The organism is Pirellulaceae bacterium, from assembly GCA_029243025.1.
Classification (GTDB): domain Bacteria; phylum Planctomycetota; class Planctomycetia; order Pirellulales; family Pirellulaceae.
This window is the reverse complement of sequence record JAQWSU010000055.1, coordinates 53,279-69,942: the sequence shown is the minus strand read 5'-3', so window position 1 is coordinate 69,942 and position 16,664 is coordinate 53,279. Positions and strand designations below refer to the sequence as shown.

The window sequence follows — 16,664 nt, the reverse complement described above, 5'->3', positions numbered from 1 at the left end:
AAAAACCGCGCGCGAGATCTCATCATCCCTCGAACCTCGAATGTTTCTGCAACGTTGAAAGAAATATAGTTGCCTCGACCACCAAAAGCGAGTTCGGGAAAAATTCAAATCGACGAAAAATCCCAGCCTGGAAGTGGGGCGTTCGCGTAAGAAAACCTATTGCACCTGGTCGCAGCGTAATTCGTTAGTCGCAGGAATCACCAGCTCAAAAAGGCCGCAACTGCACTGAAGCGGTAATGAAGGTCACAACAACTATCCGCCAGATTCTGCCCAGCGAGAATTGATGGTGAGGCTGAACGTGCCCCCAAAAGAGACGGCTCAGCTCAAGGTGGCTAGTTCCAAGAGCTGAGCCTACATTCTGGAAGGGAATGTATCGATCAGCCTAGTTGGTCGAATCCAATCCGCTACGGTTATCTTTCATTATGTGAAATTCCGATCGGCCGGAAGCCACTCTGTCGTGGAGTGCCGTCTTCGGCAGGCAACTCTTCGCATCAGCAGCGAGAGCCAAACGCCAGATTTTTAATTGACAATTTACCAGGCTAGATTCAGTTCAATTCAGCCGTTGATAAAAGACAGGACCAATCCGGCTATCGCCATCAACTTGCCTCGCAACAATCCCCCCATTTTCAAAATTGATTTTCATGCGCAACGCCTGATCCGATTGGTCGCTGACCAACTCGATCATTTGTCGATCTCCGTTAGTGGAAATCACCGACCAATCACCCGTGACAAGATCATCAGAACCACTTGCGGATACAAGTTTCATGGTAAAGCGACTTCCGCTGGAAAATTCCAACGAAATACCGGAGAGAAGACGATTTATCATTGCTGCAGAAGTCGCTTCCGATTCGTTCGAATCCACAGAGCGATGCTCGACCGAATTTTGCTCGAAAGCAAGCGGCTGGCTTTGCCATTTCCCAATCAATCGAGACTCCTCGCCGAAGGAGCAACCGGCGATTAGGCTCAACACGATAAGCAAGAGGAGCCTTCCAATGCTTTTTGGCTTCAGTTCTTTCATTTATTGCATTCTCGGCATCGTGGATTGACATCAGTGATTTGGAAACAGAATCGCAAAGCGAAGCCGGCTGCGCCCTGTCACTTTCGTAATCGGGGCGATATAGTATCCGCAGCAGCGGAGGTACGCGTTCGAATCGCGCCATTTGTTCGAAGCGTCGGAGACTCCTGTTGACAATCTCACCTGCCAGCAAAGGGTAATTTAATGCCAGCAAAGTTTCAGTATGTTAACCAACGTATTGTTTCCGTCGTCGTGCTGTGTGCCACCGCCATGTGCGCCTTCGGCTGTCAGCCCAAAGCGAAAGCACCGGACAGCGGTACCACGACTGCTTCATTAGGCTCAGCGGCCGCCGTTTCGTCAACCACACCGGCCCCAACCACACCGGCTCCAACCACACCGGCTCCAACCACACCGGCTCCAACCACACCGGCTCCAACAGAGAAGGAGCCTGTCGTGCTGGGGGATGAAGTCCTCACCGCAGGAATTCCCGGCGAAGGCGAACTTACCGTCGCTCAGATTCAAATTTATGTTGATGCCCCCTCGAATCATCAGGTGATTGAACCGACTCTACCTGTCGGGCTGTCGGCAGCCCAAGCGAATGTCCAGGGCGTTGCAGAAAACCCGCTAACCAAGGCGAAGATCGAGCTCGGGCGGCAACTTTACTTTGACGCTCGACTCTCATCGGACGGAACAATCAGTTGCGCCAGCTGTCATCACCCGGAGGACGGCTACGGACGGAAGACTCAATTCGGCGTTGGGGTTGAAGGTCAGACAGGCGACCGCCACTCTCCAATCAGCTACAACCGGATTCTATCCGGCCCCCAGTTCTGGGATGGCCGAGCTAAGTCATTAGAAGAGCAAGCTGCGGGACCGATCGCAAATCCGATTGAGATGGGAAACACGCACGAAAAGGCAGTTGAAACCGTGAACTCGATTGACGGTTATCGAATTCAATTTGAAAAAGTATTCCCCGGCGAAGAGATCTCGATCGACAACATTACCAAGGCCATCGCCAGCTTCGAGCGGGCGCTCGTCACAGGTCCAACCCCCTACGACCATTTTGAAACGGTTCGCACGATCGAACGATCGTACGCGGACGAACTTGAAGACTTAGAGGAAGAGGATCCCGAACTGTATGCTCAATATCAGGTTGCACTAGCGGGCAGTGAAAAAATGACCGAGAGTGCCAAGCGAGGTCGCGAGCTATTTTTCTCGGATCGCGTCGGCTGCACGGCTTGCCATGCTGGTGCGAATTTCACGGATGAAAAGTATCACAACCTCGGGGTGGGGATGGAAGTTAACGAGCCGGATCTAGGACGTTTTAAAGTCACGAAAGACGAGAAGGACAAAGGTGCTTTCAAGACGCCGACCGTGCGAAACATCGTCAACTCGCCACCCTATATGCATGACGGCAGCCAAAAGACACTCGAAGAGGTGATCGATTGGTATGACAAAGGCGGGCATCCGAACCCTCACTTAAGCGACAAGGTCAAGAAACTCAATCTGACCGATCAAGAGAAAAAAGATTTGGTTGCATTCATGGTCGAGGGCCTGACTGGCTCATTCCCCGTCGTGGAGCAAAGCCGACTTCCCCAATAAAACGTTTCGCTCCGAAACGGCCCCTTCCTCGGGTATTCCCAAGCAGATCCGCCCATCTTGAGGGCGGATCTGCTTGGCAAAGGGCAACCACCGTGTTGGCCTTTTGTGTCAAGGTTACCTGAGCTGCTTTTGAATCGGCGGGGCTTTCTTTAAGAGTGTGTTAAGTTCGCTTGCGGACCACCTCAAGCCATCTATGATGAGAGGACATTTACGCACAGGGCATTGACCCGCCAGCGTCTGATTGACTGGGATCCATTCGAGCTAATTTTCCTTGCAAAGATCCAAATTCTTTTTCAGACAGATGCATTGAAGATAAGAGACCTGTACCACACCGAGGTAGTTTGACTATGAGCGACTCTCGTCGAGGATTTTTAAAAAGTTCGGCCGCTGTAGCAGCGGGATTCATGGGCCTGAAGAGCTTCGTCCATGATGGTTTAGCACGGGCAGCGGAAGACGCCGCGGGCAAGGCTCCGATTGGCTACGGTGACCTAGTTACCGATCCCAAAGGCCTGCTGGATCTGCCACGGGGTTTTTCCTATCGCATCGTTTCGGAGGAAGGGAAGGAAATGAGCGATGGTCTGCTCGTGCCGGGAGCACCGGACGGCATGGCCGCCTTACCGGGGCCCTACGGTCTGACGGTCTTGATTCGCAACCATGAACTCAGCCCTGACAACACGGGACCTTTCGGCGAGAATCGAGAGCGAGCCAAACTAGTCGATCCATCCAAAATCTACGACCTTGGACACGGGGAAACACCCTCATCCGGAGGGACGACGACAGTCGTTTATGACACCAGTAAGGGGCAGGTCGTTCGCGAGTTCCTCAGCCTCGCAGGCACCATTCGCAACTGCGCCGGTGGACCGACTCCCTGGAAAACCTGGGTAACGTGTGAAGAGACCGTGGAACGCGCTGGCTCGAATGAGAATTTCAAAACAGAAAAAGACCACGGATACAACTTTGAGGTGCCCGTATCGGCACGGATGGAGCTGGCTGACCCCATTCCGCTCACCGACATGGGACGTTTCAACCACGAAGCGATCGCCGTTGATCCGCGCACGGGAATCGTTTACGAGACGGAAGATCGGGACGACAGCCTGTTTTACCGTTTCGTGCCCAACCAACCGGGTAATCTCAAGGCAGGTGGCCGCCTCCAGGCTCTCGCCGTTCGTGACCAAAAACAGCTCGACACGCGAAACTGGACCAACCCAGACACCGTCGCGATAGGGAATAAATTGGCCGTCGAATGGATCGACATGGATGATGTGACTTCTCCCGAGGATGATTTGCGACAACGCGGCTTCGACGCCGGAGGAACTCGCTTTGCCCGCGGCGAAGGCATTTGGTATGGGAACGGCGAGTTTTATTTCGCCTGCACCAGCGGTGGCCACAGCAAGCTCGGACAGATCTGGAAATACAAACCCAGCTACGACGAGGCGACTTCCCGTGAGTCCGCCGATCCGGGCCATCTGGAACTGTTTATCGAACCGAACGATACCGCCCTAGTCCACAACGCCGACAACCTCACCGTGGCGCCCTGGGGCGATTTGATCCTCTGCGAAGACCGCAGCGGAAACGTCGTGCGGCTTGCTGGTGTGACACCCCAAGGTGAATGTTATCACTTTGGCTTCAATCATCTTCGCACTGAATTTGCCGGTGTAACCTTCTCGCCAGACGGTTCGACTCTGTTTGTTAACATCCAAGGTGCTGGAACGACCGTTGCAATCACCGGCCCCTGGAGATCAAAATCGACCTAGTTCGGGCCCAACATGGTTCATTTTTTGAAACGTCAGGACATCTTCGTTCTGACGTTTTTTTATTTTCCATCAAACTAAAAACTGATCGAAATCGCCCGATCTATCAAACCTTCGAGGTCGTGTCGGTCTGTTTTAGCCGTTCAAATCGCCGTCTCATCCATCTCCGTTCCAAAGCGCCAGGAATTGACCGGTGATTCGGCAGAAGCAGACACGGAGACCCAGAACACCCATTTCATCCATTCATTCCCTTCACTCCACCCAAACTCTTGACACTCGGCAAAACCCAGATAGAATCGGCCTTCAAGAAGGTATTTTGCAGGTTTGAACATCCATTGAAGTAATTTGCGTTGAAAGCGAGGGTGTCTAATGAAGAGCAACTTGAACGTCCCTACACTCGTGGGGATACTGACTATCATCACCATCTCAACGCTTGCGGTGAACGCATCGGCGGAAGCGATCTTGCTTTCCACGCTGATCGAAGATGACGGAACCATCACCAACGGCGACAAGGAATTCTCTGACTTCGGTTATGCGGCAACCGGTGATATGCCATCTTCCGACCGAGTCAATGTAATAGCCATCGAAGACGCCGAAGGAAACTATGGCGTTCGTTTTCAAGGTGGCTTCGTTGACCTACCCGGCGACGGTGCGTCCGACGCACTGATCTACTACAACGTCAAAGTAACTAACGAATCGAACGCAATCAGCGAAGCGCATTTGGCGGCGAACATTGTCTCGCCCGAAGGCAGTTCTGGGACCATTACGGAAACGTTTCTGCCCATTTTCGATTCGACGGATGAGATTTTACGTATCCCAACCAATGACAGTCGTTTAAACGCCGGGATCGTGTTCCCTGAGACAGTTCAGGAGATGCAGGTTCAAAAGAACATTTTGTTCATTGCGGCAGAGGGTGAACAAGTTGACATGTCGTTTGTCGACCAAACGTTCTCGCAAGTGCCGGAACCTTCGAGCATCTGCATCCTGTTTCTGTTAGGCAGTGCATCCGCACTCATCTGGTTGCGTCGCTAGGCCAGCAAAGCCTTGGCGAAGCAAGTGGAATGAGCGGAAAAGTTTGAGGGAGATGATCCGAACCCAGCAAAACTGTGGATGAGGTGGTGTCACCCCATCCACAGCTAAAATTGGTTCGTTGGCGGTAGAAACAACAGTCAGGATTTGGGGTCTAGCCGGAGGACGGTCTATGAGTTAAACGTGGTTTGACTTGCAACAAGCCTGGGATTCACTTCGGTAAGAGTAATGCCCTAGCGGGCAAAAGAGTCAGTCGATCCCGAGCGTCCAACGTTATTGCCCCCCAATGGAACTTGCCTTGCGCAATTTAAAAGGAAGCCGCTAATGAATCGAACTCTCGCCACCCTTGTCATCACAACTGTGTTCGTTTTGACCGTTCCCGCAACAGCAGGAACAATCATCAAGTTAGGTTTTAGCACAGACTCGTTACCAGACATCAATTTAGTTGATGCAGTGCTCTCGACAGCCGACGACGGAATCGGCGCAACCAGTGGTGATCAAAACACCGAAGTCACGTTTCTCGGAGCGCTTTCTGGTGAATCCACCATTGAAAGCGACAATGCGTCCTTCACGTTAAGCTCGATCGATCTGGTTGACAATCCCACCATTTTTGGGACGACCATCCTCCAGGCTACCGAAGGTGGATCCTTCGACTTGTACGATCAAAACAACGATCTTTTGCTGTCTGGAACGCTCGGGAAAGGTACACTTTCCGGTCCCGTTGCCGGTACTGCAACCGGGGGATTCTTAACAACCGAATTCGGGATGTTCACTGACGGTTCCCTGCTCAATATCCTCAACCCAGAAAACCTGCTGCAGTCATCGTTTTCCATCAGCCTGACAGACGTCAATGGCGGATTGGGACTCGGCACATCTGCAGAGGGCAAGCTAGAAGATTTCAGTGCCGATGCCACGGCAAACATCGGTGCAAGAGCGGTTCCCGAACCGGCGGCTATCCTGACGGTCATCATGGGGCTGATGTCCCTGTTTGGCCTGACGCGATTGCTGTAATCGAATCGCTCAAATTTGAAACGCTGAACCGTTGGAGTTGCGCTCCAACGGTTTTTTTATTGCTGCGGATCGCTGGGGCCAAACCGTCCGCGGTATTCGTCGGCCGGATACTTCTGTCGATTCTTGATCATTTTCTTCTTCATTGTCGCACTGAGATCGATATCCAACGCGTTTGCGGCCGCCAGTAGATAACAGAGCACGTCGGCCATTTCTTCCCCAACGGCAGACAACTGCTCCTCTCGCCCCTTCACCGCTCGAGACTGCTCCACGGAGAGCCATTGAAAGTGCTCCATCAACTCGGCAGCCTCGATGGCCAGTGCCATCGTCAAGTTCTTCGGTGAGTGGAATTGCTGCCAATCCCGCTCATCGACAAATTCCTGCATCATCTGCCGCAACTGTTGGACGGTCGTCGTTGAATCATTCATAACAAGGTGATACCGGCGGATCCTGAGAAAATGAGCAACTCGCAAGGAGTGCTGGCGGATCCGCGTTTTAATCCGATCCGCACAAGCCGTCCAGGGGCCAAGATTGAACGTCGGCGACACGAGCCGCCAGCGGTTTGACGTTCCCCCGCTTGCCCTAATCAGATAGATTAAAGTCAGATAGCTTGCCTCCGACTGTCGTACTTCGACGCATTGCGTCGCAAACGGCTCTTGAAGCGAGGTCAGAATCCAAACGAGAGCTTGGGGCGTCTCGATTTACCAACAGCAAGGATGCGGTGAAGTGATCATCCGAGAATGCTACGTTGACGGTTTCGGAGGTTCCGACGACCTCTGCCTGGAAAAGCTTCGTGCGGGTTTAAATGTGGTGGTTGGCCCCGTCGAGGCCAAGATGAAACAGCTGGGACATTTCATTCCCGCCATGTTGCTAGGCGAAATCAACCGTTGTGGCATCCAGCTTGAAGGCGTCAGCGGATCATTATCCTCGGGCGTCGAATCCGCTTCCATCGAGCTCATAAGAATCGCGAACCATTCAGCAAGCGAACTTCATGTTCTCGATTCTCATGGACGGCCGGCAAACGACAGCAGTTTGCCCGATCGCATTCAGTCAATCGGCGCGGAACTCTTTTTGTCACTTTATACGGACGGACTTAGCCTTTCAGATCGACTTAGCTGGTGGCAACGCACCGGCACCATGCAGGCATTAACCGAGCCGATTGCATCCGCTACAAGGAAACCGGCTATCGATGTAGTCGTCAGAGAACAGCGGGTCGCAAAAGTCCAAGAGTTGCGAGACAGCCTCGCAAAACTCCAGCAGCAAAGAAACCAACTGCAAAACAGGCTGGAAGCAGATCTGGATTGCCGCCAGCAATACTTGGATCACAAACGACAACAAGCCGAAGCGGCAACGCGTTCAGAAGAGCTGCGTGAATCGATCCGCGAAGCGAGACAGCAGCTGAAACTACTCACTGCGGCGTTTACCTTGCACCCACAGTGGGCTCGTCGCGCAGAGATCCAGGCCTCGCTGAAGCAACTTCGGGCAATTCATGTGCACGCGAAAGATCTTTCACGAGTCCGTCAGTTGGACCAAAAACTCCAAGAATTCCGGCAGCGTCTGCGGGCACTTCGGAACAATCAACCAGCTCCACCCGAGCGAGTGCCACCTAATCCGATTGAAGAGCTGATTCAAGCCAAGTCAACGATCATTCAGAGTGAGAATCGGATCGCAAAGATTCACGTTACATTAGAACGTGATCGAATTCGGCAAAGCACAAACGATGATTTCGCGACCATTCGCCGCCTGGAGGATGCCGCGGCAGCCTTGTCGGCTGCTCGCACACGCCATGAAGCAAGCCTCACAACCACCACTCAACGCAAATTGGACAGCGTTGACGAACTCTTGATTTCAGCACCGAACAACGGACAAGAGGCGCCGATCAACCAACACGCGGTGATTGAAGTTAGGCAGCGCATCGAAACATTAAAGCACAAGACTCGTGATCTATTGCATCGACGCGTCTTGTCGCCCTCCGCTATCCTCGCCTTGGGAGCTCTGTTTTCGTGCGGTGTCGCCATGATTCTTGGCTCCTTGATAATCGATTTCAACGGCTACAATTTCACCGTTGGACTACTCGGTCTAACCGCACTCGGCGCCGTCGCTTTTCTCAAAGTTAGCCTCGAACAGCCGGCCGTCGAAGAACTCGAACATCACCGTGCAAGAATTGACCAATTGATCACCGAAATCGAGCAAGCAGAGCCTGAGAGCGAGAGCGATTCAAAACCAAAACTTGCTGTTTGCAAAGAAACAACCCATTCGGACGATCACACGATCCCCCTACCCTCCACGCTTAACGAGCTGGAACAAGCGAAAAAATCATGGACGGATCTACTCAGAACGCTTGACCTCGCCCCCGACACGACAATCACCGATGCGATGGAGAGCCTGCAGATGCGATTCATCAACTCAGACTCTGTGCCCAACCGTGAAATTGCGGAGCTGGAAGCGGAATTGACTCAGCATCAAAGCTCCTTCTCCCATTGGCAACAACAGGCGGCCAGCTCTTTGAATCGAACTGTTGAATCGGTTCAAGAAGCCGATGTGGAGACAGTTCTGACATGGCTACAAGCAACAAAATCCAATTCCGATTTTGCCGCCGTCGAAACAAGTCATGAATCGCAGCAACAGATGGTCGCTTGCCAACAGCAAATCAAACGACACAAACGAAAGCGAAACAAAATCTTTGCACGGACCGGTGTTAATGACGTCGAACAATTGCGTGTGAAGATCCAAGACCGTCGGCAGATTAAGCCGCTGAAAGAAGAATTAGAGGCGTTGCAGATCCAAATCGATGCAAGCCTGAACGACCAAGTCGCCGAATCACCGATCAAAGAGCTGCTTGAGTCACACAAAGAAACGACGCTCCAAGATCGAATTGAGCAGCACCAATCAGAAATCCAAGCACGCCAAGCAGAAAAGATCAGCATCGACGCAGAACGCAAACGTCTCGAACAGGCTTTGCACCCGTTCGTGACAAACCGTTCAGTCGCAACGGCACGGCACGAACGAGAAGTCTTAGATCGCCATCTCAGTCAACAAACCCAGCGTTTGGGGATCGAGGAGATTGGCTTGGAAATCATTGACAGTTTACAGTTAGGTGCCGAGAAGCTTCCGCCACCGGAAGGACTGAACCTTGCCACCGAACTTCTCAATGCCGCAGGTCGAGACGAAGCGAAAATCGAATACAATACGGACACTCAAGACTTCCTTTACATTGAAAAAAAAGAAGCCCGTCCGCTATGCGAATTGCCGGAGCTTGATGCCCGTCTGACGATGCTCAGCCTGCAATTAGCAGCAATCATACTACAAAACCAACGCGGGATTCCATTGCCGGCAATCTTTTCGGACCAATCCTTCACCGAGCAATCATCTAACGACCTCTGCCTGGCAAAGCTATTCCGTGAAGCGGCAAAACGGAACCTCCAGATCTTCCTCTTCACATCGCGAGATGACGTCGAAGCGGCTTTTGCAACGGCCGGAGTGGCTACACTTCGAATCACAGCACCACAAACGGACGAACCCGAATTGATGCTGCCTGAGATTAGCCAGCCGCTAGTCATTGAATCGGACTCGGTTGAATTTCCGCTAACCGATCAGACCTTCCCTCATCGAGCTGATGATGATGGGAGTGCACAGCCAACCGAATTCCAACCTGAACCACCGCACGATATCGACTGGATTCCGGTGGAATATCAAGTGGCCGCTCAGAACCCAACAACAGCTCCAAACTCCGAAATGAGTTCCCCACCAGCGTCCACCACCTCCCCCCCCTTTACCACAATGGCAGACAAATCCGATCAGCAACAACTGCCACGGGAAAAATCCATTTTCGAGATAAGTTGGGAACAGCAACAACCCGTCTCGCCTACTTCATTTGAACAGCCGCAATCGATCGACCAAAAGGCCAACAACCAGACAAACAGAGCGGATCGGTCCAACACGCCGCCATCCAAATGGCATCGGCTGGATTCATCGCATCCGACACAACCAAGCAGTCCGAACTACGCCCTTCCCCCTCTTGAGAATCGAAAACGCGAGCAATCATCGCAAGGCACCCTACGCGGTCGAGACGAGATGCCTGATTGGTGGCCCGACTGATACGAATCGATGATCATTCGGTCCCATCGCTTCTTGGGTACCGAGAGAATTGCAACTGCCGTTTTGCTAGGGTATCGACGCAAACGTCTGTTCCGGCCCGATTCCAGTAACATTGGTGATCAGCCGGGATCTGCAGCAAGAACACTTCCGACTGCCCTGCTCCACTTCCTTTCTACACACGCTCGTCGGGGGCAATCATTTCAGCGGACGACATGTCCTGGTGGACTCGCTACAAAAGTCTTGCGACACCCTACCTAGAGAGGCCCGCTGCAACGACGACTCGAGTCACCTGCTTCGAATTGATTCCAGCAGACATTCGACGAACTGTGGCGTTCCTATCAGGATCATCCATCGCTCAGCAGGTCACTTTCCAACGACTACGCCCGGCGGACGAAGCAACGACTCAGGGGCTTCCTCCCCCGTCTATGGATATACTCAAACCGACTGGCAGATTGAACCAGCTGGACCATTTTTGCAGCTGAAATAGTGCGAGATGGAAAAAAACTGCCTGGATTCAATTCCCGAATGTGATTCACCGAAGATTAAATCGCATTGAAAAAAAGGGCCCTTCCTACCCCCTCAACATCTCAGAATAGTTAATTTTTTTTCCGGAAGAGGTACCAGCTTGTGTAACAACGATTTGGCACAACCCAAGGAGTATTGCAAGCAACTCATATCATCCCAAACTTTCGATTAGTCAGCTCCTATTTTTTGTGGAGTTTCATGGTTTGATCAGATAAAATCGGGATGGTTAGCTACAAGTGACGTTTCAGCAACTCGAAATCCCCGTCTGAGAGAACAAAATGCGGCGACTGTTCCCCTCGATCCTACGACAAGCTACGCAAATCGGTAATCGCAGAAATAAATCATCTGAACATCGATTGAAGACAAGACGACACAACGGCCAGCTTGAGTCACTCGAGCAACGTGTGCTTCTCGCGGGAGATTTGGTATCCCATTGGACGGCAGATGCGTTAAATGACAACCACGATAATGGTCAGGTCGTCGCGGACTGGAATGACATCGTCAGTAATGTCGTGGCCAACAGCAGTGGAGCCCCACTGCTAGTCAAGAATGCACTGAGCGGTCACTCAGTCATACGATTCAACACGAGTGATGGAGCCGATTCGTTTCGAGTGGTTGGAAATGAAAGCCCATTAGCAAACGCAAACGATTTCACAGTTGCGGTAGTTTTTTCTACGAGTTCTGAGGAATTAAAGGGAGGCACGGATGACTGGTCGAATAACACGGGGCTGGTCGACGCAAACCGTGCCGGCTTCGGACGGGATTGGGGCATGAGCCTCAATGCGTCGGGACAAATCGGAACCGGGTTGGGACAAGGCCTCTTCAAACCCCATGAATCGATCTACTCGAACGAAACGGGCCTGAATGACGGACAATTTCATTTGGCCACTGTTTCCCGCACTGGGGGCACTCTGGACATTTATATCGACGACGGCAACGCGACCACCATGCTCGATGGTAACGCGCTGGCTCGCGAGCCAATCGATTTGACTTTCGGCATACTTCAGCAAAACGACGCCAACCCATTCAACGGCGATATCGCCGAAATCCGAATCTTCAATGGCGCGTTGGATGCCAGCGAAGTCACTGAACTCAATCAAACAATCCAAGCCACTTATAACAACAGCGCCCCCACGGCCGCAGACGACAGCTACGCGTTTCAAGAAGATCCGACGTTTGGATTTAACTTTGTGACTCTGGCAAATAGCGTACTCAATAACGATACCGATCCAGAATCGAACTCCCTATCGGCTGTGCTTGTGTCCCCAACCAAACATGGCGCCCTGACACTGAACCCTGACGGTAGCTTCACCTACGCCCCCGTTTCGAACTTCTTTGGCGAGGACTCGTTTACTTACACCGCTAACGATTCGCAAGTATCCAACACAGCCACCGTCACAATCAATGTGTCCAACGTATACGATCCAGCCATCGCAGTCGCTGACAGCTACAAGGCAGTTCCCGCTGAATCGCTGATTATCGATGCGTCCATCGGATTGCTCGCCAATGACGAAAATGCCGACCAAACCGACCTGAGTGTTCAACTCAGTCAAAACGTTGGCAGCGGCAGTCTCAGCCTAAATGCGGATGGCTCCTTTATCTATGACCCGCAAGGCTTCGCCGGCACAACCAGTTTTCGATATCAGGTCAACGATGGCACCAACACTTCAGCAGAAGCCGAAGTCACTCTAATTGTGAACACGCCGCCTACAGCCCAGGACGACAGCTTCGCGCTAACGGAAGATGTGAGCTTCAACGCGACGACGAGCAGCGGGGTTTCCGCGAATGACAGCGATGCGGATGGGGACACGTGGGTCGTGAGGCTAGTCGACGGAACCAGCCAAGGTGAACTAGTCCTAAATGAAGACGGTTCGTTTAATTACACTCCGAATCCGGATTCGTTTGGAAGCGATTCCTTCCAATACATCTTGTTCGACGGCGAAGACGAATCGAATGTGGCGACGGTGAACTTAACGATCGACCCGGTAAACGACAGTCCGTCCGCAAATGCGGATGCCTATTTCGCCCCCAAGGGTGACAACTTTGTGATTTCAGCTGCCGATGGTCTGTTGGCCAACGACACAGACATTGACAGCACCGACCTCACAGCCGCCGTTTCGACAGAACCATCCCAGGGGCAATTAGAACTGATGAACGACGGATCGTTCGTTTACACTCCCAATGGAGATTTCATTGGCGTTGATTCGTTTTCCTATGTGGTCAGTGATGGCAACAGTCAATCAACAACTGCTGATGTCTCGTTGTTTGTGGGAGCGGCGCCCATTGAAATCAGCGAGGTGATGTCGGCGAATGCGACGTCGATTGAAACCCGCGTGCGAGCAAACACGGAGGATTCGTACAAAGGCGATCCGCTGACTCCGGATTGGATTGAGATTCACAATCTGACGTCTTCGGAACTTGACCTCTCGGGATATCACCTCACCGACAACAGCGACAACCTTACGAAATGGGCATTGCCCGCTGGTACGACCCTACCTGCCGCTGGTTACTTGGTGGTGGCCGCGAGTCGGCTCGATATCAGCAATCCCAATCTTGATGAACAGGGCATGCTGCACACGAATTTCAAATTAAACCCGTCTGGAGAATACCTGGCGATCACTTCGGCCGAAGGTGATATTTTCCACGAAGTAACGAACACTCCCGATCAACGCGCCGATGTGTCCTTTGGTATTGGAAACAACGGAGAGACGGGTTTCTTGCTCGACGTCACGCCGGGCGCTGCCAACGGCGGCCTCTATCCAGGGGTCGTGACGGACACGGCTTTCAGCGTGGATCGAGGCTATTACAGCGAAGCGTTTCAGGTTGAAATCAGCACTGCATTCGAGGGCGCTGCAATCCGTTACACCACCGATGGTTCCAATCCGTCGGCCACTCATGGCGATCTCTACAGCAACCCCATCACGATTTCAACCACCACTGTCTTGAAGGCAATCGCATTCAAAGAGAGCTTTTTGCCTTCTAACGTGGATGCACAAACTTACGTTTTTGCAGCGGATGTGTTGCAACAAGATGGTGCCGATTTGGGAGGTGCACGCTGGGGACATCGTGGCGCCGACTGGGCAATGGACCCCATCATCGTGAACCACACTGACCCGGAAATACGCCCCGAAGTAGACGACCTGATGCGAATCCCAACCGTGTCCTTGTCCTTGAACTTTGATGAATTTTTCGGTTCAAAGGGAATCTATATTCGAGGTGAGAACGTCGAGCGTCCGGTGTCGTTCGAATTCTTCGATCCGCACAAACCCGATAATGGAGTGCAGGCAAACTCCACCGTTCAGATTGTCGGAGGAAGCAGTCCCAACCGATGGAAAACCGACAAGCTCTCGATGCGTGTCCGCTTCACGGAAGACCAAGGTCCCTCGGATCTCAATTATCCAATTTTCGGGACGGATGCCATCAGCGCCTTCGATACCCTGGTCGTTGATGCTCGCTTGAACAACGTCTGGCATTACGGCGGTGGGAGCAGCCCTGCTTCCCAACGCGGTCGTGCACAATACATGCGAGACGAGTTCGCTGCAGACTTGCAAAACGCGGTCGGCGGCACGGCAACCCATGCACAACATGTGAATGTTTACATCAACGGTATCTACTGGGGACTCCACACGCTCCACGAGCGTCCAGACGACAACTTTGTCGCCAGTTACTTGGGTGGCAACAGCGAAGATTACAACGTAATCAAACATGGGCTCAGCTCCAACGATATAATCAACGGATCAAATCAGACTTACCGTGATATGTTCACTGTCGTCGGCACCCGTGGTGACTTGACCGACGAACAATGGAGCGAAATTCAGACCCGCTTGGACATCAACAGTTTCATCGACTACATGTTGGTCAACTTCTACGGTGGAAACGGTGACTGGGACCACCACAACTGGTATGCCTCCGAACACAAAGAAGAGGGACTCTGGCGATTCCATAGCTGGGATGCCGAAAAAGTCCTCGAAGGTGCCAGGGACGACAAAACACGAACCAACAACCGAAATGCACCCACTGGCATGCATCGTCGCTTGAGCACGCATCCCGAGTATGTGCTGATGTTTGCGGATCGTGTGCAGCAACATTTTCACAACGGTGGTGCAATGACCCCCGAGGCGGCTGCAAAACTTTACGCCGATCGATCTGATCAAATTGATTTGGTAATGCGAGCCGAGTCGGCCCGCTGGGGTGATAACCAAATCGACAATGGTGACAAGACACGCTATACACGACCTGATTGGACAGATGTCCGCAACGACTTGTACGAGAACTATTTCCCCCAGCGCACAGCGACCGTCATCACACAATTCGGAAAAACGGACCTGTTCATCCCCGACGAAGCTCCCGAGATGGTGATCGACGGAATTGCTCAGCATGGTGGCTTCGTAAACATTGGCGGCCAGCTAACCATGACGGCACCCGATGGTGACATTTATTACACAACGGATGAAACTGACCCGCGGGTCGCTGGCGGCGCAGTGGCCGACGGGGCCTTGTCATTCGACGGTCCGATCACCATCGGTCAATCAACGATGATCACCGCAAGGTTACGCAAACCCGACGGCACTTGGAGCGCTGCCAACAAAGCTCGCTTCACTACAAGCGTCGAAGCAACCACTGACAATCTTCGCATCAGCGAAGTGCACTACCATCCCAGCGATCCAACGAACTCGGAAATAGCCGCAGGGTTCGATTCTGCCAGCGATTTCGAGTTCATCGAAATCGTCAACCTCTCCGAATCCCCAGTTGATCTTGCTGACGTTCGCTTCGAGAAGGTTGTCGTCGGAAATGATGTGGAAGGTATCGACTTCCGATTTTCCGATAGTGAGCACACCGAAATCGCAGCAGGAGCCCGGCTGGTCGTTGTCGAGGACCTGCAGGCATTTCAAACTCGCTATGGTTCCGATATCGTCGTGGCAGGCGAATGGAGCGGGCGACTCAGCAATTCTTCTGAACAAATCGTGTTTGTTGCCGGCGATACGGTCTTGCACGACTTGACCTATGACGAAGCCTGGCACCCCACGACCGATGGTGAAGGGCCTTCCCTGCAGGTTGTCAACGAATCAGCGGCCGACCTAAACGCATGGAAAACACAAGCCGGCTGGCGTCCCAGCAATCAACCTGGCGGATCCCCGGGCACAGCAGATGGCGGTGTAGCCCCCCCACCCGGCGACTCGAACCACGACGGTGTGTTTGACTCCAGTGATCTTGTTTTCGTTTTCCAAGCAGGCAAGTACGAAGATGGCGTCCCCAATAACACAACCTTTGAAGAAGGTGACTGGGATGGCAATGGTGAATTCGACTCCAGTGACTTTGTCTACGCTTTCCAGGAAGGCAATTATGCGGATGGAGCTGCAACCCAGAAAACCTTGCTCGGCCATCCGTCTCTAAAACGAAATGAAGTTGCCGCGTCTCTTCTGATCTCACAAGTACTGGCTAAGCCCGGACGCCCATCATCAGGCCAAGAGAATCGAATTCCCTTTGAAGACACCGCTCAACTCGATCTGCTCATCCAAAGTCGAGACAACCTATTCGACGATTTGGACACGCATTCGATCGATCACCATGACCAGATCGTGGACGAAGAGCTGTTGGCTCAACTCACCAACGACCTGTAAGATAGGATTCGCAAGAAA

General features: G+C 52.5%; 8 protein-coding genes. 6 read left to right on the top strand and 2 right to left on the bottom strand.

Annotated elements, in window-relative coordinates; translation table 11 throughout:
* Nucleotides 1–550 precede the first annotated feature (550 nt).
* The gene (locus P8N76_26785; protein MDG2385305.1) at nucleotides 551–766 is read right to left on the bottom strand and encodes a hypothetical protein; all 216 of its coding nucleotides are present in this window, start codon (nucleotides 764–766) and stop codon (nucleotides 551–553) included.
* 453 nt (nucleotides 767–1,219) lie between these two features.
* On the opposite strand from P8N76_26785, the gene P8N76_26780 reads away from it, so the two are divergent.
* From P8N76_26780 to P8N76_26765, 4 genes are all read left to right on the top strand, one after another.
* The gene (locus P8N76_26780) at nucleotides 1,220–2,614 is read left to right on the top strand and encodes a cytochrome c peroxidase (GenBank protein MDG2385304.1); all 1,395 of its coding nucleotides are present in this window, start codon (nucleotides 1,220–1,222) and stop codon (nucleotides 2,612–2,614) included.
* A gap of 347 nt (nucleotides 2,615–2,961) precedes the next feature.
* Nucleotides 2,962–4,368 (top strand): DUF839 domain-containing protein, encoded by a 1,407-nt coding sequence (locus tag P8N76_26775; GenBank protein ID MDG2385303.1) that lies wholly within the window; start codon nucleotides 2,962–2,964, stop codon nucleotides 4,366–4,368.
* Between the two features lie 366 nt (nucleotides 4,369–4,734).
* Nucleotides 4,735–5,397 (top strand): hypothetical protein, encoded by a 663-nt coding sequence (locus P8N76_26770; protein ID MDG2385302.1) that lies wholly within the window; start codon nucleotides 4,735–4,737, stop codon nucleotides 5,395–5,397.
* Nucleotides 5,398–5,718: 321 nt separating this feature from the next.
* The gene (locus P8N76_26765; protein MDG2385301.1) at nucleotides 5,719–6,405 is read left to right on the top strand and encodes a hypothetical protein; all 687 of its coding nucleotides are present in this window, start codon (nucleotides 5,719–5,721) and stop codon (nucleotides 6,403–6,405) included.
* Between the two features lie 56 nt (nucleotides 6,406–6,461).
* On the opposite strand, the gene P8N76_26760 is transcribed toward P8N76_26765, so the two are convergent.
* Nucleotides 6,462–6,830, bottom strand: a complete 369-nt coding sequence (locus P8N76_26760; GenBank protein ID MDG2385300.1) for a nucleotide pyrophosphohydrolase — start codon at nucleotides 6,828–6,830, stop codon at nucleotides 6,462–6,464.
* A gap of 298 nt (nucleotides 6,831–7,128) precedes the next feature.
* Between P8N76_26760 and P8N76_26755 the strand changes: the two genes are divergently transcribed.
* A complete protein-coding gene (locus tag P8N76_26755; GenBank protein ID MDG2385299.1) occupies nucleotides 7,129–10,500 on the top strand; it encodes a hypothetical protein in 3,372 nt (1,123 codons plus the stop codon).
* Nucleotides 10,501–11,381: 881 nt separating this feature from the next.
* Entirely contained in the window at nucleotides 11,382–16,646 is a 5,265-nt protein-coding gene (locus P8N76_26750; GenBank protein ID MDG2385298.1) for an Ig-like domain-containing protein, read from the top strand.
* Nucleotides 16,647–16,664 lie beyond the last annotated feature (18 nt).

Bases quoted from the DNA above. Each gene is read 5' to 3' on its own strand.
- P8N76_26785 (MDG2385305.1), bottom strand. From the start codon at position 766: ATGAAACTTGTATCCGCAAGTGGTTCTGATGATCTTGTCACGGGTGAT.
- P8N76_26780 (MDG2385304.1), top strand. From the start codon at position 1,220: ATGCCAGCAAAGTTTCAGTATGTTAACCAACGTATTGTTTCCGTCGTC.
- P8N76_26775 (MDG2385303.1), top strand. From the start codon at position 2,962: ATGAGCGACTCTCGTCGAGGATTTTTAAAAAGTTCGGCCGCTGTAGCA.
- P8N76_26770 (MDG2385302.1), top strand. From the start codon at position 4,735: ATGAAGAGCAACTTGAACGTCCCTACACTCGTGGGGATACTGACTATC.
- P8N76_26765 (MDG2385301.1), top strand. From the start codon at position 5,719: ATGAATCGAACTCTCGCCACCCTTGTCATCACAACTGTGTTCGTTTTG.
- P8N76_26760 (MDG2385300.1), bottom strand. From the start codon at position 6,830: ATGAATGATTCAACGACGACCGTCCAACAGTTGCGGCAGATGATGCAG.